Source organism: Pseudomonas sp. HR96, from assembly GCF_034059295.1.
Lineage (GTDB): Bacteria > Pseudomonadota > Gammaproteobacteria > Pseudomonadales > Pseudomonadaceae > Aquipseudomonas.
Map to the genome: position 1 here is coordinate 14,562 of NZ_CP139142.1, position 18,283 is coordinate 32,844.

16 protein-coding genes and 2 pseudogenes are annotated in these 18,283 nt (G+C 53.7%); 7 read left to right on the top strand and 11 right to left on the bottom strand.

The features are described from left to right. Positions 1–84: 84 nt before the first annotated feature. Positions 85–225: a hypothetical protein gene (locus tag SFA35_RS25115; RefSeq protein ID WP_320579500.1), complete on the top strand. Its 141-nt coding sequence runs from the start codon at positions 85–87 to the stop codon at positions 223–225. A gap of 573 nt (positions 226–798) precedes the next feature. Here the strand turns inward: SFA35_RS25115 and SFA35_RS25120 are convergent. The 4 genes and pseudogenes from SFA35_RS25120 to SFA35_RS26880 all read right to left on the bottom strand — a co-directional run. Continuing rightward, positions 799–1,161 carry a response regulator gene (locus SFA35_RS25120; RefSeq protein ID WP_320579503.1) on the bottom strand — a complete coding sequence of 121 codons (363 nt, stop codon included), beginning with the start codon at positions 1,159–1,161 and terminating at the stop codon, positions 799–801. A 1,335-nt stretch (positions 1,162–2,496) separates the two neighbouring features. After that, the gene (locus tag SFA35_RS25125; RefSeq protein WP_320579505.1) at positions 2,497–4,671 is read right to left on the bottom strand and encodes an EAL domain-containing protein; all 2,175 of its coding nucleotides are present in this window, start codon (positions 4,669–4,671) and stop codon (positions 2,497–2,499) included. Between the two features lie 21 nt (positions 4,672–4,692). After that, positions 4,693–5,070: pseudogene (locus tag SFA35_RS26875) on the bottom strand (methyl-accepting chemotaxis protein); the annotation flags it as partial. A 204-nt stretch (positions 5,071–5,274) separates the two neighbouring features. Continuing rightward, positions 5,275–6,003: pseudogene (locus tag SFA35_RS26880) on the bottom strand (PAS domain-containing protein); the annotation flags it as partial. 288 nt (positions 6,004–6,291) lie between these two features. Here SFA35_RS26880 and SFA35_RS25135 point away from each other — a divergent pair. Next, positions 6,292–7,863: a sensor domain-containing diguanylate cyclase gene (locus SFA35_RS25135; RefSeq protein WP_320579510.1), complete on the top strand. Its 1,572-nt coding sequence runs from the start codon at positions 6,292–6,294 to the stop codon at positions 7,861–7,863. Positions 7,864–8,216: 353 nt separating this feature from the next. Here SFA35_RS25135 and SFA35_RS25140 read toward each other — a convergent pair whose 3' ends face one another. The 4 genes from SFA35_RS25140 to SFA35_RS25155 all read right to left on the bottom strand — a co-directional run bounded on the left by SFA35_RS25140 (position 8,217) and on the right by SFA35_RS25155 (position 12,423). After that, entirely contained in the window at positions 8,217–10,991 is a 2,775-nt protein-coding gene (locus SFA35_RS25140; protein WP_320579512.1) for a PAS domain-containing protein, read from the bottom strand. 315 nt (positions 10,992–11,306) lie between these two features. Beyond that, positions 11,307–11,615: a hypothetical protein gene (locus tag SFA35_RS25145; RefSeq protein ID WP_320579514.1), complete on the bottom strand. Its 309-nt coding sequence runs from the start codon at positions 11,613–11,615 to the stop codon at positions 11,307–11,309. Positions 11,616–11,649: 34 nt separating this feature from the next. After that, complete coding sequence (locus SFA35_RS25150) at positions 11,650–11,916, bottom strand: hypothetical protein (protein WP_320579516.1); 267 nt, start codon at positions 11,914–11,916, stop codon at positions 11,650–11,652. Between the two features lie 138 nt (positions 11,917–12,054). Continuing rightward, positions 12,055–12,423: a response regulator gene (locus SFA35_RS25155; RefSeq protein WP_320579518.1), complete on the bottom strand. Its 369-nt coding sequence runs from the start codon at positions 12,421–12,423 to the stop codon at positions 12,055–12,057. A gap of 310 nt (positions 12,424–12,733) precedes the next feature. Between SFA35_RS25155 and SFA35_RS25160 the strand changes: the two genes are divergently transcribed. Together SFA35_RS25160 and SFA35_RS25165 are read left to right on the top strand one after the other, a co-directional pair. After that, positions 12,734–13,099 (top strand): PAS domain S-box protein, encoded by a 366-nt coding sequence (locus SFA35_RS25160; RefSeq protein WP_320579520.1) that lies wholly within the window; start codon positions 12,734–12,736, stop codon positions 13,097–13,099. Beyond that, positions 13,099–14,832, top strand: coding sequence for a PAS domain-containing protein (locus SFA35_RS25165; protein ID WP_320579522.1), 1,734 nt, complete (start codon positions 13,099–13,101; stop codon positions 14,830–14,832). Before SFA35_RS25160 ends, SFA35_RS25165 begins: the two co-directional genes overlap by 1 nt. 46 nt (positions 14,833–14,878) lie before the next feature. Here the strand turns inward: SFA35_RS25165 and SFA35_RS25170 are convergent, their stop codons facing one another. Next, entirely contained in the window at positions 14,879–15,106 is a 228-nt protein-coding gene (locus SFA35_RS25170) for a hypothetical protein (protein WP_320579524.1), read from the bottom strand. A 268-nt stretch (positions 15,107–15,374) separates the two neighbouring features. Further along, the gene (locus SFA35_RS25175) at positions 15,375–15,596 is read right to left on the bottom strand and encodes a hypothetical protein (protein ID WP_320579526.1); all 222 of its coding nucleotides are present in this window, start codon (positions 15,594–15,596) and stop codon (positions 15,375–15,377) included. A 297-nt stretch (positions 15,597–15,893) separates the two neighbouring features. Between SFA35_RS25175 and SFA35_RS25180 the strand changes: the two genes are divergently transcribed. The 3 genes from SFA35_RS25180 (at position 15,894) to SFA35_RS25190 (ending at position 17,024) form a co-directional block, all read left to right on the top strand. Continuing rightward, positions 15,894–16,079: a carbon storage regulator gene (locus tag SFA35_RS25180; protein WP_320579527.1), complete on the top strand. Its 186-nt coding sequence runs from the start codon at positions 15,894–15,896 to the stop codon at positions 16,077–16,079. Positions 16,080–16,221: 142 nt separating this feature from the next. Next, a complete protein-coding gene (locus SFA35_RS25185; RefSeq protein WP_320579529.1) occupies positions 16,222–16,497 on the top strand; it encodes a hypothetical protein in 276 nt (91 codons plus the stop codon). Positions 16,498–16,604: 107 nt separating this feature from the next. Next, positions 16,605–17,024, top strand: a complete 420-nt coding sequence (locus tag SFA35_RS25190) for a hypothetical protein (RefSeq protein WP_320579531.1) — start codon at positions 16,605–16,607, stop codon at positions 17,022–17,024. A gap of 570 nt (positions 17,025–17,594) precedes the next feature. On the opposite strand, the gene SFA35_RS25195 is transcribed toward SFA35_RS25190, so the two are convergent. Continuing rightward, entirely contained in the window at positions 17,595–17,747 is a 153-nt protein-coding gene (locus SFA35_RS25195) for a hypothetical protein (RefSeq protein WP_320579533.1), read from the bottom strand. Positions 17,748–18,283 lie beyond the last annotated feature (536 nt).

Here is an 18,283-nt window from a genome sequence, read left to right on the forward strand (position 1 = left end):
CCCGCACTGGTCTTGATCAATGAACCAGGGTTCATGTCAGCGAGGACGACGATCTGAGCGGCCAAGTTCCAGGCGTGCGGCCCTTTGCACCAGCAGATCTTGGAACTCCTACAACGGAAACTGCGCGGGCAGCTTGGCCAGTTGGCATTGCAGAGCATGGACAAAGGGCTCGGCTATTTGCACCTGATCCTGCCAGGCGTGGCATTGCCGGCAAAAGACGCTTGATCCCGAAAACTGCCATAACCAGTTCCAGCGCACCAGGCCGGGATGGGAAAGAGTCATTGCCGTAGAACCCGCGAGTTGATTCGGGCGATTGTGGCAGTTTCTGGGCATAAAAAAACCCGCACTCCCCAATGTTTTCGAAGGGCCTAGCGGGTTTTTCGTTGTCTGTCCTTCGTTGAATCAGCCCTGTCGTGGCAGGGCGTCATGGTGAACACCAAGGACCAGCGTATGGAGGAGCGCATGCCAGTGAGCGGCTCGTTTCTTCGAAGCGTCACTACAAGCGTCTTACATTGGTTGAGAATGCCAAAGGGCCAGGAAGGTTCCAGGCTTCTACCTGGCAAGACATTAAGCTCAAAAGCATGCCTTCCCTTAAACGGCCTGGCGCGTGGTTAAGGTGTACTGCAATCGGACACAATCCAAAAGGTACGAAGAGCTGTCTTCCGTCGGCAGTGCTTGACGTAGGATTTTTTCCGAGTTCTGGAGGCTCCCCATCAGTGATGGGGTCACACGACCGGCAGTTATCGCGCCAAGGTCGTGCTGCAAATGCTGAGGTTGAGACAACGAACGATATCTCTATCAATGATGCGTTAACGTGTCGCAGATCGCATTTAACTGGTCGAGGCTGAAGGGCTTACGCAGGAAATGTACATGATCGTCGTGCATGCAGGTATCCGCAGCGACGTGGTATCCCGAAACCACTAGGATAGGAATTTCCGGCAGTACCTGGTGCAGCCTGTTGACCAGCTCGACGCCATCGATCTTGCCCGGCATCTTCAAGTCCGTGATCAGTAGGTCAGCATTGAAGCCATGCATCTGGATGTGGTTCCAGGCTGAATCCGCTTCGCCGAAGGCCCTAACCTCATGCCCTTTCATCTCCAGGATATCGGTCATGAGCATCAAGATGGTCTGCTCGTCTTCTACCACGATGATCGAGCTCATATCACTTGTCCGCCGGCTATTAGTCAAAAGTTTCCAAGCACGACGAAAACGATCATGTGCAGGTAACTGAATGGACACGAAAACGCCTAAGGCCTCCGATCGGATCGACCAACGGGGCGTGAGATTTGATGCAGGAGCAAATTCAAGGCAAAAAAAGCCCCTGGGGTTCAGGGGGCTCAAGAGTTTTGAAGCTACCCGTTACCGTGTCGGAGCAAGGGTTATCTACTGACCCGCATATGGGTAGGAATGCTCAAAACAGACGACCCGCAATCAGTCGCTCTCCCAGCCCAGCCTGGCGCCATCTTCCAAGAGCCTTCGTAGGTCGCGATTTGGATACTGATTTTCCGGTATCCAGGTGGGACACTGCAGTGTCGTGCATGGAGGGGCGGCGCACTTGCCACTCTTCCTGGGTAGCTCCGCAGGACCTGCAGCGGGTGGTGCCGTTTTTCACGGACCACAAACCGAATCGGCTTAGCGTACAATTTTTTCCGAATTCTGCTGGCTCCCCTTGTGCGTCATAACCAGCTTTGAACCTGGGCGAAACCCTCGGTATTCATCCGCTCCGGAAAGTCCCCAACGGCGCCGGTGACGCACCTCAAACCACGCATCGAGCGCCGCCAGACATTTGGCATGGGTTCAGATAGAGATTTCGTGGCCTGCAAACCTTCATGATGTCCGCTCGCAACTACACCTCGAGCTTGATGGCTCAACTGGGGTACAGCACGTCTGCGACCTCCACAAAGCCAGCTCGGTGACGCGAATCCTGTGGTATGGGTGAGCTACAACAATGCCACATCGTGCGCTGAGAGAAGGCAAGTGACGGATGCAACGCGAATCAAGTGTTTGAATCGTCCTGGGCGACGCGAAGTAGCGCGGCGGATAGTCATGCAGGCGCTCTCTGTCAGGATTGCACTGGAGACGTGCTGGATCTAGGCAGGGGCCTCCTGACGAGGGTATCAGCAGGCCCTACCTGGTATTTACGGAAAATGACAAAATCGAGGCTGGTCGGTGACAGCTATCGGGCCGAAAACGTCAGCAGTCGCAAGCGGTTGTCGGCTATAAGCAGGCTACCTATGCGTAGGCGTTAGCCGTTGCTAGCCAAGCCTGGAGCTCGCTCCGTTTACCATAAAATCCGTTATTTACAGTCACCAACTGCCAATGGTCTGAGATGGTTTTTGGCAGGCTGTAAGGCAGAAATCCAGCATTGATCGAGCACAAAGCGGGCGATTCCGCGCTTGGATTCAAGCGAAATGGTACAGCCGTTCGGTCATCAAAAAGTTCTAATACCGCGCATTTCGCCTTAATGGGTATCCTACTTTATTAGACCACTACACCTCAGCGATATGCTTGGGTGGCAACAAAAAGTTTTTCGAAATCGTTAGCCGACATAGGGTATCCAAACAGATAACCTTGCCCCTCCGTACATCCCTTGCTCATCAATTGTTGCGCTTCGCTTTCGGTCTCGATGCCCTCCGCGATAACTGAGTAGCCCAACCCCTTGCCCAATTGAATAATCGAGCGAATGATCACCGCATCTGTTTCCGACGATTGCATGCTGGTGACAAACGATCGATCAATCTTGATCTTCGTCAGCGGAAAATTCTTGAGCACGCTAAGCGAGGCAAACCCCGTACCATAATCATCAAAAGCAATACCCACGCCCAACTCGAAAAGGCGCACAAGATTTTTTTGTATGTTCTCGTTATCGACCAGGCAAATGTTCTCGGTCACCTCTATCTCCAAACCCTCGGGAGCGAGCCCATACTTGTCCAGTGCTTCCTTGACTTGAGTAAAAAAGTATATTGAGTCCAACTGCTTCGAAAACACGTTAACCGCTATGCGAAAGCCAGCATTGAATCGCCTCCATAACGAAGCCTGTTGGCAGGCCTGGTCCAGTATCCAAGAAGCAATAATGGCTGCGTCCCGACTGTTTTCCAACTCGTTCAAAAAGTGGACTGGGGACAGGACACCACGGGTAGGGTGATTCCAGCGAATCAACGCCTCGGCCCCTATCAAGGTTCCATCGTGGAGCAGGACTTGGGGCTGGTAGTACATCTCGAACTCTTGACTACGCACTGCATCTGCCAGCTCAGTTCTAAGCTTGCGATGCTCGATAGCTTGGGCACGCAGAACAGGGCTAAATCGATGCCAGCGGTTTTTTCCTTCGATTTTGGCTTGGTACAGGGCCATGTCGGCATTGCTGACAAGCTCATCTGTGGTTGCCGCGTCCAATGGGAAGGTAGCAATACCTATACTACCTCCAAGGTTGAATACCTGATGATTATGGGTGTAGGGCTGCTGCAGAGCTTCGATGATGTAATGGGCACGATCATTGACAGCTCTTTCATCCTTGACGTTGAGAAAGATGATGGCAAATTCATCACCACCCAACCGGCAAACCGTGTCGGTCGCTCGCACCATTGAAAGCAGACGTTGGGCTGCAAGCTTCAGAATCTCGTCACCAGCAGGATGGCCAGACGTATCATTGACTTCCTTGAAATTGTCCAGATCGATCAGCATCAGTCCGAACTGGTCTTTTTTCAAAACATGTTCATCGAGCCTGTTCTTGAGCACCACGCGATTAGGTAGATTTGTCAACGAATCGAGGTGGGCCATCTTGAACAGCTTTTCTTCAGCAGATCGCCGCTCCCTTATGTCCCGTAAAATAGCTCCGAAGGCGATATGACCATTTTCGAACCACATCGATAGCGACAATTCGGCTACCACCTCCGAACCATCCTTGCACAGAGTAATGAGCTCTACTGTCTTACCGACTTGCTGAGGGTTCTGACCGTGCGCAGAGATTGCCAGGTTGATCGCGTGGTGTCCCCGCCGGTGAGGTGGTAGCAGAAATTCGATGCTTTTCCCGATCATATCAGCAGGTGTGTACCCGTAGATTTTTTGGGCGGCCGGGTTCCAGTAAGTCACCAAGCCGTTGCTATCAGCACACAAAATGCAGTCAGGCGAGTTATTGGCAATACCCTCGAAGCGCCGCTGTCCCACCCTTCGGGCAATCTCCAAGCGGTGCATTTCCATCGCATCCATGGCGATCTTGGCAAGCTCGGACAATGTGTTCATGTCCTTGTCCGAAAAGCTGTTTCGCGGCAGTTTGTCGGCCAGACACAGAGTCCCGATGGGATAGCCGTCAGGACTCCTCAAGGGCATCCCAACGTAAAATCGTATGTGCGGCGAATTAACTGTCAGCGGATTGTCGTGAAAGCGGTAGTCGTACAGCGCGTCCAGCACAACCAACAGATCATTGCTCAAAACAGTGTGGCTGCAGAACGATATGTCTCTTGACGTTTTCTCCTCGTGAATCCCGACCTTCGCGTGGAAGACCTGGGTGTCCTCTCGAATCAAGGAGATAAAAGCCATCGGCACATCAAAAAGCTTGGCTGCAAGCTCAACGATGTGGTCGAGCGAAGGCAGATCATCCAGGCTCACATCATTGTATTCGGCCAAGGCCTCGAGCCTGCAAATCTCATCAAATGGATAACTTGCCTTGATCATAGCGGTTCCAATTTCGAGCTATCAGGAGTTTTTGATGAACTGGCTGACGGAGTCGACGACCTGAACGGCCATTCCCTGAATCTTTTCGATAACAACATCCGCATCCTTAGCCAACTCGTAAGCCTGTGTGGCATGCTCCCGGCTGTGACCGATAGTGTCTACCGCTCCTACCGCGAGCGTCTGGTTCTTAACCACGACATCGACAATTTCTTTGGTGGCCTGGGTCGTTCGGGAAGCTAGCTGGCGTACCTCATCCGCGACAACCGCAAACCCCCGTCCTTGCTCACCGGCTCTTGCTGCCTCTATCGCGGCATTCAAAGCCAGCAGATTGGTCTGCTCCGCAATGCCGCCAATCGTTTTAACGATGCTACTGATGATCTGGCTTTGCTCGTCCAGCGCATTGATGCTCTGCGTAGCCGCATCCATCGATTCGTCCAGGTTTTTCAGGACCTCGCGGGTTTGCAGGATGACGTGGCGCCCTTCTTTGGCAGCACTGTCTGTTTCCTTTGAGGCCTCAAATGCCCCCCGTGCGGCATCGGCAATCTCTTTTTCGCGCATTACCTGACTAGTGACGTCGGTAGCCAACTTCGTGATCTTGTAAATTTTACCTTCGGCATTGGCGATCGGATTGTAGGTCGCCTCCAGCCAAACAGACTGACCATAGCTGTCGATACGTTCATACCGATCTGAAAAAAAAACGCCGTTGCGCAATTTTTCCCAGAAACCAGCGTACTGGTCAGTCTGGACAAAGCTACTTTTGCAGAACATCGAGTGGTGCTTCCCGACTACCTGCCCTCGGTCGTAATGCATTGCGCTAAGAAATTGGTCGTTGGCCGAGAGGATGTTGCCTTGCAGATCGAACTCGATAACGGCGGTCGAGCGCATCAGGGCAGCCACGAGGTTTTCATTTTCACGCGATTTTTCGATCGTTCGCGTCAGATTGCTGGCATAAAGGGCAATGTGCGTGAGCTCCTTCGCACTGGAATAGACTGGCATTATCAAGGATCTCAGCCAGACCTGCCGGCCGGCGGCGCTAATTAATCGCAAAGTGCCACTATAGTGCTTTCCCAGCGTTATCGCCGCGCCCCCCTTTTTTTGAAATTCATCGTTTTTTAACTCGGAAGGAAAAAGAGACTCGATGGATTTTCCTATGACCTCGGCAACTGAGAATCCCAGCTCCGTGACGAATTTCTCGTTGACCCACTCTATTTTTTTCTGCGCGTCAACCAGGATGCCTATCGATTCGGCATCCAAACCGGCCTTGACCTGCTCAAGAACGACAAGCTTTTCGTTAAGCACTGCATTTTCTTTCCTGAGACGTCTATTGAACATGAGCTAACCTCCAGTCTTTTGCATGTATCGGCCAAGGGCTGTTCATCTTTACCATGATAGTAACTGGGAAAAACAACGCGTCGCGATGAGTGACTGAGCGCGACCTCGCGTTCTCTATACCTGCTGGAGCTAGGCATGTGGATTTTCGTTCAAGTGTTAGCGCTTGGACTTTGGGCAAGAAAAGCCGACGGCAGAAGGGTTGCCCGATAGGATGTCCATGCTAAGCATTTCGACCAAAGGGTACGGAAACTGCATATCTGGTCGAACCGCCAATTTGATGACGACCTTATGAGCTTTCTCCCCTTTGTCTCGACGAGGCTTGCCCCTTCAACGCTCACCAGGGCAATGATTGGCTTCATCGCCTTGGTCTGCCTATCATTGACTCTGGCAACCATGTGGCAGATGAACCAGTCCAGGAACGAACGGGTCGCCACCGCTAAAATAGCAGTCTCAAATATCGTTCGAGCTGCTGAACAGCAAGCCCAAGATACCGTACGCCAGGCTGATAATACGCTACGTAATCTCGTCGAGCGCGTGGAGCATGATGGAGTAGCCGGTAATCAGCGAGTTCGCTTGGTGAAGTTGATGCTTCAAAATGTGGGGACCGTTGAGGGGATTCAGGGATTATTTATCTACGATATCCATGGAAACTGGGTTGCAAACACTTTTTCTCAAGATATACAGGCAAAAAATAATGGCGATCGCGCCTACTTCATCTACCACCGCGACCATGCCGATGATTCCATTCATGTGGGCTCTATTGTGCAGAGCCGCACTAGCGGCGATATGATCATTCCGATTAGCCGACGTATCAATGCTCCTGACGGAACGTTCGCAGGTGTAGCATTGGCAACCATCCCTGTCGCCTATTTTCAAGCTTTCTTCGAGCGCATGGATGTGGATGACAAGGGAGTTATCTTTCTTGCGCTAAACAACGGCGACTTACTGGCTCGACGACCAACTCTAGGGGCATTGATGACGACAAATGTTGCCAAAGGGGACATTTTCACTCGTTACTTACCACACAGCGATAGCGGCACCGGTATCATCAAATCCATAGTAGATGATGTAGAACGGATTTATGCCTATCGGCGAGTTTCTGGGTTGCCTATCGTCGTGGCCGCTGGCGTGTCCTGCCAGCATGTCTTCGCGCCGTGGTGGGCCTACGCATATCGGTCCATGGCTCTGATCGGAATAATAATTTTGGCGTTGGGTTTGCTCGGGGCCCTGTTGTACCGGCAAATTCAACAGTTGATCGCTGCTGAAAATGAGCTCAAGACGGCAAGAGGCGAGTTGGAAATTATTGCCCAGACTGATAGCCTTACACGTCTAGCCAACCGACGCTGCTTTGACATTGCTTTGGAAAAAGAATGGGGACGAGCCAGCCGGAATAAATCACTTGTAGCTATTATTTTAATGGATATTGACTGGTTCAAGCAATACAACGACCACTACGGCCATATAAAGGGAGATGAGTGTCTGAGGAAAGTTTCCTCGATCATCAGAACCTGCGTGAATAGACCGGGCGATCTTGCCGCACGATATGGAGGTGAAGAGTTCGTAGTCTTATTGCCCGAAACAGATTTAACCGGAGCGTTGAAAGTTGCTGAAAATATAAGGCTATGCATTATTAATACAATAATAGACCACTCAGCAAGCCCAGCAGGAATTGTTACCATTAGTTCGGGGGTTGTGGCGGTGAGCGCACCAATCAAGGATGGCCACACCAAAGCTCTGGATGACGCTGATCAATTTCTTTACTTTGCTAAATCTAAGGGACGTAATCGAGTCGAGAGTCGGCTGACCCAAGTTTCAATTTTGGTCGACAAAACTGAAAAAAATTTTCTAACTGATGATTGAGAAGACAAAATTTGCCCTCAATAACTGCCTTTCCTATAAAATCCAGCTATCACTGCCAAGTTTGACTCTCAGGAGCTATAGGGCATATACAAAGGCGCGTTCTCGGGCGCCCAAGAAGAAACTCTTGACTAATCAGAAATTGCTTATGATGCACTTTCACCCCCTTCTCCGAAAAGGGTGCAGTCACGAGCGACATGCATTCTACACCTGCTTGTGACTATTCGGCAGTTATAGAATAAGGCGTGATAGAGCGATGCACCATATAAGTTAAACCGTTCTCGTGAAGGACTGCTTAATTGACGAGAGCATCAGCAACCAAACTCAGTGGGTTAAAGCGTTTACACTTGTCAATGCTACCTGGCCAGCAGCTCCCGAATCCTGGCCACCATCGTATCGACGGCGAAGGGCTTGGTCATCACGGCCATTCCAGGCTCGAGATGGCCGTCCCCCAGCAAGGCATTTTCGGCGTATCCGGTGATAAACAACACCTTGAGATCAGGACGCAACACTCGCGCGGCCTCCGCCATCTGCCGGCCGTTCAGACCCCCTGGCAGTCCTACATCACTCACCAGCAGATCAACGCGAGCGTTCGACTGCAGCACCCGCAGGCCCCCGGCGCTGTCGGCAGCTTCGACCACAATGTACCCCAGATCCTCGAGCACGTCCGTGACCAACAGGCGAACCGTGGACTCATCCTCCACCACCAGAACGGTTTCGCCCTCGCTGGCAACTGCGCCCAGCATCGGCGTACCGCTTGCCTCGATGGTTTCAACATCCCCTTGGTGTCGAGGCAGATAGATCGACACGGTCGTGCCTTCACCCACGACCGAATGAATGCGGACCTGACCATTGGACTGCTTGGCGAACCCATAGATCATGGACAGCCCAAGCCCCGTGCCCTGGCCGATCGGTTTGGTCGTGAAGAACGGGTCGAACGCCTTTTCAATCAGATCCTGAGACATGCCGGTACCTGTGTCCGACACGCTCAGCGAAAGATATTGCCCCTCGGGCATGTCCTGTCGAAAGCCCGCCTGTTGGTCGATCCAGCGATTCGCGGTTTCGATAACGATTTTCCCGCCCGCAGGCATGGCATCGCGCGCATTGATGCACAGATTGAGCAAGGCATTTTCAAGCTGGGAGGGATCAACCCGTGCGAGTCCCAGATCGGTTGCACCCACGACCTTGATAGCCACACTGGGCCCTACGGTCCGCTGGATCAGCTCGAGCATGCCGTCAACCAGTGCATTGACGTCAGTGTTCTTGGGATCGAGCGTCTGGCGTCGGGAAAAGGCCAGCAAGCGGTGGGTCAGCGCGGCTGCGCGCTTGGCAGCCCCCATTGCAGCATTGGTGTACTTATCGATGTCCTTGACGCGACCTTGTCCGAGGCGAACACCCATCATCTCCAGACTGCCAATGATGCCGGCCAGCAGGTTGTTGAAGTCATGGGCCAGGCCACCCGTGAGCTGCCCCACGGCTTCCATTTTCTGCGATTGACGAAGCTGCTCCTCCGAGCGCATGAGTTCGAGAGAGCGCTCCTCGATGCGTTGCTCCAGGGTCTCGTTCAGCGCCCGTAAAGCGGCAATGGCTCGATCACGTTCAGCTTCGACGCTCAGACGCGCCTCCAAATCGATCAGGACCCCAGGGAAGGTCACGGCAGTGCCATTGGCGTCCCGGGTCACATGCCCATTCGCCTCCAGCCAGCAGTAGCGGTCGTTAGACCGGCGAGTGCGGTATTGATGTATGTAGTGCCCGCCGCGACTGATGGCCTCATCAATGGCCGACATCAGCCCAGGCAGGTCGTCTGGGTGAACTGACTGGGTCACTTGAGCCAGGTTCAGGCTTTCTCGAGCACACTCTGGGTCCAACCCCATGGCCGAGGTAAAAGGCTCATCGACAATGAATCGGTCCGCTTGAATATCCCAGAACCACGTACCAATGATGGCCCCGGCTTCCAACGCGAGCTGCACGCGCTCGATGTTCTCGGCAGCGAGCATTTCAGCCTCTTTGCGAGCCGTAATGTCACGAAACAGAATCGACACCTGCCGCCGAGAGGCAGGTTCGACCCTTGAGGCCGAGACTTCGATCATTCGATTCGCTGCAGCGAAATACCGCTCAAAGCGAGCGGGTATCCCGGTGCGCAACACCTCTCCGTACAGATCCACCCAGCCTGCCGCTTCAGCGGGTGCCAGACCCCGAATCGTCTGTCCCACAATACCTGCGATACCCGTTTGCCTCTCGTAGCCAGGGTTGGCCTCGATATGGACGTAGTCGCTCATGGGTCCATGAGGACCGTCCACGAATTCGATGATGCAGAAGCCATCGTCGATGTTATCGAACAGCAGGCGGTAGCGGGCTTCGCTGGCGATCTTGGCATTGATGGCCTCACGGTGGACGGTGACGTCGCGGGCTGTGCCGGAAAATCGTACCGGCTGGCCAGCTTCGTCGTACTCCATTTTACCGGTACGGTTTATCCAGCGCAGTGCACTCGTATCCGCGCGACGAATACGGTATTCAACGTCCGAAAGAAATTTGCCTTGCTGCCGGCGGGACGCGTTGGAGACGAGGTGGGCGTCCTCAGACAAGATCAAGGCTTCCACCTGATCCGCCGGATAGATTTTTGCCGGAGGCAGGCCGTACAGCCGAGAAAACTCAGGGGTGGCGTACAGCTGATTGCTGGCCAGATCCACAGAGAACAAGCCTATTCCCCCGGCTTCCTGAGCACGTCGAAGTCGATCCTCGGTTTCGAGCAGCGTCTGGCCCGCCAGGTGCTCGGCAGTGCGGTCACGGAAAATCTTGACGAACCCCAGATGCTGACCCTCATCATCCCGCAGCGCGATCATCTCCCCTGAAGCCCAAAAGCGCCTGTCACCCTTGGCCAGGTGCCAACGCTCGTCCGTGGCGCGGCCGTCACACAGAGCGACGTTCATTTCGTGGTCCACACGGCCGGCAGCACGATCTTCGGGAGTGAAGAAGCGCGAAGCGTCCTCACCGCACATCTCATCGGCGTTCCAGCCCATGACATGCTGAGCTCCAGCATTCCAGGCGGTGATGATCCCATCAGAGTTGGTCACGACCATCGCAAAATCAGTGGCGCTGTCGAAGATGGCATCCTGGCGTGCCTTGTCCATTTTCGAACTGAAAGAAGGTGTGCGTAGCTGGCGGACCTCTCGCTCCAGCTCCTCGCGAGACAAATGACTCAAATCTCTATCGGGCAATTCGTCAGTTCCCCTTTCACTTGCGGTGGGTCTGCCAAAGGGCGTGTACTCCCACGCCGAGGCGACCAGGCCTTCTCATTTAAGGATGCGCATCGAGCAATCGACTCGCTATGCGACATCTTAGAAAGACAAGACCGCGCGATCACGATTTTATTCAGTGTGGCTGACGCATGGAGATCGCGGCCAGCTCGATCGCTGATGCCTGGAGCAGGCGCCGCAACGACCACTTCAATCAGTGACAGTGGTCAGTGTGAGCTTGGAGATGGATTCCGAAAAGCGCGTCACCTGGGCCGCAGACAAGCAGCCCAAATACCCGAAGTGCTGCAGGTGCTTGATCAACACTTCAAGACTGTCCGGCTGTCCCGCCGCGACTCGTCGACACGACTGCTCGAGGATCAACCGCGCCAATTGCGGATTGTCGGTTTTCGAGGCATCAAACGCCAAGGCCACAGCGCTGACGAGCTCGCCTAGAGCAGGGTGGCTCTGGTGCAAGGCCCGTAACGTGCTCAATTGCCGAGCGGTGAGGGGTAGGGACACTAGCGCTCCTGAAGCATCGAATCACGATGGTGATCTACGGGAGAATATCAAGCAATTCGACCCAGGTATCCTGGAGAAAAACCTTGAGAAAGCAGCTGTAGCGTTCGTCAATTACTCGGGCGTCGTCCAGCGCCTGCACGTACCCGTAGCAGAACTGATAAAGCTGTTCTGCCTGGGTTAGCTTCTTGCTTGTTCTTAGCTCATCGACACAGGCGACCCAGGTGGCGTAGACAAAGTCGGGCAATTCGACCGGCAGCCCGAGGTGATCAAAAGGTGGAGGAATTCTGGAGGGCACGATCAAGATTTTGGGTCAGGACAAGGTAAGCCGAGCTTAATCGGCCGGCCTACAATACATCAGAATGCCTGAAGGGAAAAAGTGCCCGAAGGGCGGCTTCCGGCTGCCCTCCCGTATCAGCTTCAAAAGGCTAGGTAAAAGTTCTTAGGAGTTTAATCGTGACTTGAGAAGCGGGTGTACATGCGCAAAAAGGATATCTAGCGTCCATGGCTTGGCCATGAAGACAGCGTGCTCAGGCAGGACGTCGCTTGGCAGCCGGTTGCCTGACATGACGATAATAGGCAGTTGAGGCCAGCGCTCCGCGACGATGTGCGCAAGCTGGATGCCATCCAGATATCCAGGCATGCGAATGTCTGTCAGTACTAGATTGACCGCAGCGCACCGCTCAAGCTCCACCAATGCCAGATCTGCGTTAGGGCAGGCAATCACTCGCGCTCCAAGCATGGAAAGTGCGTCGGCCACCACCTCACGTAAGGTGCTGTCGTCTTCGACAAGGAGAATGATAGGGGGCACAGATCCGGCCTAATACTGATTCGATATGACCGATAGAACGGTGAGCCTGAGATTTGTTTCATCTTTGCCGACACATTGCCGACGAAGCGCGAGCTTAACATATCGCCACTTGCGTCCAGGCCGTTCACCGCTGTGGCTGTGCTCAATCAAGTAAGGCGAACGACACCGAACAAACCATCCAGGAATCTCTTGATTCAGCCCAATCCATTGGTCGGGACGAGAGCGGCAGGGCTTCTCGGGGAGTTCCTTGACTTCTAGCGCAGTTGTAACCTATTGCGGCTATTTGCCACACTCACTTTAGGTACTTCATTTGTCCTTGCACGATCTTTCAGCTCAAGTCACCAGCCTGCGCAATGAAGTGGCGCAGCTCCAAGAGCAGCTTTCCCGGAGCCAGCAGCACAACCGACTTGTTCTCGACAGCGCCTTCGACTATGCCGTCATCACCGCTGACGCTTCGGGACGGATCACCGACTGGAGTGAGGGCGCCTTTTTGATCTTCGGCTGGAATAAGGAAGAGATGCTCGGCCAGTCCCTGCAGCAGATCTTCACCCCTGAAGACCGCGCCGATGGTGTGCCCGAGCGAGAAATCGGCGGCGCCGTTAGTCGAGGTCGTGCGGACGATGATCGCTGGCACTTGCGCGCCGATGGCCAGCGCTTCTGGGCCAGCGGCGTATGATGCCGATGCTGCAGGACGGCCACCTGATCGGCGTCATCAAGATCTTGCGCGACATCACCGATCGGATCGAAACCGAAAAGCGTACTCTCCGCGCCGTGCAGCAGCTTCATGACCAGTTTCAGGAAATTGCAGACACGATCCCACAACTGGTCTGGATTTCCGATATGCAGGGGCAGGACCTGTATTTCAATCGCCAATGGCTGACGTTCAGCGGGCGCTCGCATGAGCAACTTACCGGCAATGCCTGGCAGACGCTGATTCCCCAGGTGACGCGCGAGCGAGTTGCACGAGAACGCGCTCAAGCCATCCAGAACCTGTCCGCTTGGGAGGATACCTTTCAGATGCACGACGGTAACGGCCAAGAGCACTGGTTTCTGTGCCGCGCCCTGCCGATACGCAATGACGCCGGACAGATTGTTCGCTGGTTTTCCACCTGTACCGATGTGGATGCCATGCATAAGCAATCCAGCCGCTATGAGCAGGATGCCATCGAACTCAGAGACGACGTCCGACTCAGGAATATCGAACTGAGTACCTCGCAGGGTGAGCTGAAAAAGTCTCGCGAAGGGCAGGCTGCGGCTGAAGACCAGGTCCGGCAGCTGCAGAAAATGGAAGCCGTGGGGCAACTTACCGGCGGTATTGCCCACGACTTCAACAACATGCTGACCATCGTGGTGGGTGGTCTGCACCTGCTCAAGACCCGCCTGGCCCGCGGGGAACAGCAGGTCGAGCAATTCATCGAGCTAGCCCTGGATGGGACGACTCGGGCTACCCAGTTGACCCACCGTCTGCTGGCCTTTTCTCGCCAAATGCCGTTGTCGCCGGAGCCGGTTGACCTCAACGGTCTGGTGACCGGCATGTCCGACATGTTGCAACGCACCCTGGGCAGCAACATCAAGCTGGAGTTTGTCCGCCATGCCGGTCTGTGGCCGGTCTTTGCCGATTTCGGCAGTCTGGAACAGGCGCTGCTCAATTTGTGCTTCAATGCGCGAGATGCCATGAGCGACGGCGGCCGCATCACGGTGGAAACCGGGAACGCGTACGTGGACGACAGCTATGCCAGCCAGGAGCAGATCGAGGCGGGCGAATATGCCATGGTGGCGGTCAGCGATACCGGTGACGGAATACCGCCGGAGGTGCTAGCCCGGGTTTTCGAACCTTATTTCACCACCAAAGACGTTGGCAAAGGCACTGGCCTAGGTCTGGCCCAGGTATACGGTTTTGCCAAGCAGTCGCGAGGCCACATCAAGCTTTATTCCGAATTGGGCTTCGGGACTTCCGCCAAGGTCTATCTCCCTCGTTACCTGGGTGACGCGCAACCATCCGAACGCCTGGTCCTCCAGGACGATCATCTCCCGCGGGCAACGGAGCACGAATGCGTGCTGGTGGTGGAAGATGACCTCAAGGTGCGAATGATTACCCTCGAATTGCTGCGTGAGCTGGGTTACCAGCTGCTGGAGGCGGGATCGGGGAAGGCTGCGCTGCAGATCCTGGACGAACACCCCGAGGTCACTGTGCTGTTTACCGATGTGGTCATGCCCGAAATGACGGGCAAACAGCTGGCCGACAAGGTCAACGACTCAAAGCCGCGCTTGCCGGTGCTTTACACGACGGGCTATACCCGCAACGCCATCGTGCACAACGGCATGCTGGATCGAGGCGTGGCTCTATTGCCAAAGCCCTTCACCTTGCGTGAGCTGGCCCTGAAGCTCCGTCAGGTCTTGGATCGGTGAAACACTTATTCATGCCCAGGGATGGGCATGTGAGGTCGGAGAAGGGTCATTCGGACGGCAAGCCAAGTTCATTGATGGCTTGTCGCAAATTCATCAGATCACGTAGCGGATATTGCGTATCCGCCCCTCGAGCGGCGCAGCCCGGATAGTGAATGAACGGTTTACGGGCCTGCCACTCCCGCAACAGTGCTCCGCATTGCCTGCAGCGCAAAAGGCCATTTTCCACAATCCATAATCGTTGCCACCGCTCAAGGGGCAGGTAAGGAATGCTCATGAGGGTACCTGTGGCATTGATAGTCCAAAAACGAAGAGCCAAGAATGGGTAAATGGGGAAAGATTTCTCTCAAATCCTATGGCTAAGCGAATCACGGCAAAGCGAACCAGTTCGCTCCCTCGACACTAATCTGCAGTGTCCTGTCCCGCCCTGTCTCTTCCCGATCTGAACTGCTATCGGATCATGGAGTTCACTGTAGAGTCCGTCGAACCCTGCCCGGGCCCGAGCCACAGGACCTCCTAAGTGCAGGATTTGGTTCTCGCTACCGTCACAGCGAGGACACCGGTTTCACCAAGTGCACAGACAAGTATGCGTGGCCGATCAACGTAAGCGTCAGCGTTGTGCGTTCCTTGATGCTTTCGTTCGACAAAAGCGCCAGGCCTCGTTCATGCAAGACGAGTGAAGCGGCAAAATCAAAAGTATCGACAATACACGGCTTATCTAATTCCAGGGTGCTCAAGAGGGAAAACTCGCAGTAGGTCAACTTCATGGCAAACGGACATTTAAAGGTAAGTGGCCAGTTGACACATATTTGTCGATTTTGTTCAGATCGCACATGCAACTTAAAATTTGCGTTACTTATATTTGAGCGCTAAAAGACGCGTGGCTCCATTTGCCCCTATGACAAACACGCTCTGTGGGTTGCCGAAGGCCTTGGCATCTGCGTGACGCGGTCCAAGCCCGAGCTGTTTATTGAACGGATGATGCCGCCTCAGGTTCTGATGTCTTGTCAGTGCAAGATGATGGGCGCTGCCGGGGAACCGAGCAAACAGCGAGGAAGGAGAATATGCTGATATTGGTTCGAAATGTTGGGGAAAAAATAATGATCGGCGATGAGGTCCTCGTCTCGGTGAGCGGGGTCAAAGGAACCCAGGTGGCAATTGGCGTACAGGCATCTGTCAACATCTCGATTCACCGACAGGAAGTGTTTGATCGCATTGCCAGAAAGCGAAAACTGGCACGAGATTGTTAGGCCTGTCGTATGACATTGGTAGGATTGGACGATGGGGTCCATCGCTGGCGGGCCGGCGAGAAGCCGGCTGACGTCATAGGATGTTTGCAGTGCTTCGTTGGAGCCTCATCTGGGTGTCAATACAGTTCCAGGAAAAATGCAGATGGTGTCCGACTTTATTGAAAGTACGGAAGTGATCAATCGTGTCCGTGAGGCACATCCAACGCTCGATGTTCAAACAGAGCCGTGCAGCGATGCGGTTATCTACCGCTTTTCGCACCCCACCTTGGGTCTATCCTTGAAGTGTACGATTCATTTGATGGTCAGACTCGCCCCCACTTCGGATGAGGCCGTATATCTGCATCTTGAGTCCGATGCCAACAAGGCGATACAGGCTGCCATACAGACATTCAAGAAATGGCAGAGCTTAGGGCGATGACTGCCATACCACCCCTGATCGTCCTCTGGAGTAAAATAACTAAAGAAGAGAAAAACCCTGGAGGAGCTGTTGCCCGGCTATGCAGACAGGACGCAGGGTGGGCACCCGTGCAAAACCTGCCTCTAAAAGTTATTTATTGCGAGCAAAATAAACCTGTGCAATATTTTAGCTCGATACGTCTGATATCTGAACTGAGTGACGCGGAAGAAGGCATAATGCCATCAATCCAACTCGTCTCATTTTTGAACTCCATGAACAACTACGACTCCAGACACCTTCGTCTCCTTGACCTGATCAGCCTCAACCGGTGGGCTGAAATGGATACCGAGGACCTGTATGAGTTGAAGGTACTTGTCGCATGCAAGTATGTGCGCGTGGACATGCGCGTTGGAAAAATACCTTCGATCCATCTTAATCCAGAAGGGCATCATTATCACCACAGGCTTTCAGCCATGGCAGCACGCCGGCGTCCCAATAGTGCAAGTAGCTGTGTCGAAGCAATCGCTCAAGCTTACTCGAGCGGTTGAATTATAGATTGCTGGGCTAGGTCGGCTTTTTTCTTTAACTCACAAAAATCCGCACACGTAGTTTTCGGTCGGTGAAAGCTTTTGCGGTCATTTCGATAAATTTCAGAGTGTGTAGGCCTCAGGCGACTGAGACAGTGCCTGGGTATCCTCAAGCGCGTTGTGCCACTCCAATAATATTTGTGTGCGACGATCTGGAGGTGATTCGGACATTTACATCTCTTGGGAACAGTCCCTACTTAGCAATTGGCCACGCATCAGCAACAGATCTACGGGCTTCTATAGCCCGTAAAAAAAATATTTCATAAATAAAAATGTCTCAGCGGGCTGTTTGTCGGTATTGCAATTCCCGTCTCAGATTTAACCTCCACTCATGTCAATCCGTTTTTGCCTAACGGAAACTCCCACGGAATATATCAATTATAGATCGAGAAAAGCTAAGCCCAAGTGCTAAACCCGCTCATCCCCACCTTCCTACGAAGAGTCCCACATAGGTAATATCTTCAATTCGGCATGGGAGCCTTTGAGGCTCAGCTCATTGACCGCATAAAGCACGATCATGCGAAACTGTGACTAATTGTGGATCTCGCTACCAACCAACCGCCGCTGGGCAAAAGCTGGAATCGAGGGGTCATACAGCAGCAGCGATGCATCATCTCCTGCAAGGTTGAGCTTGTGCTTGATCTGTGGGTCTAGGCTACTGAGGGCTTCTTCCAATGTGGCCATATTTCCTCCTACGTCTAGCGAGTATTAATCCTGCACGTCGCTCGCAAAGCAAGGAAGGATAAATATGAAAAAATGGATGGTGCAAGATAGTATCCAGACGACCTATCCCACACATGATGATGGATCCGAAGCCTTCAAATGATCATAGCCGCCGCTTAGAGACCTGCTCATAAAAGTGCTTAGACAGAAGTCGGAATTACTAGTGATAAAAACCGTTATCGAGCCTTTTCAGCCCGTCGCGTCTGACCTCCAGACGCAGACCCTTGCATTCGATTCCTTCACCGGTCGCCCCACTACGCGTCTTTCCTCGGGACTGCCAGACTCCGTATATGCATCATAGGTTGCCGGTGTCCTAGCCCTGCGCGCGAGCTATCATTCGCAGCCAGCGAGCAGCATTACTAATTCTGCATCGGCTATGTGCAGGCGCTGCAGGATGCCCAAGTGGTCGACAGCCGGCTGTGCCGCTTCATGCTTTTGCAGCCTCAGCACGTCTGGTTGCACATGCGGACGACGTCCGGTAACCGTCGAGAGTAATC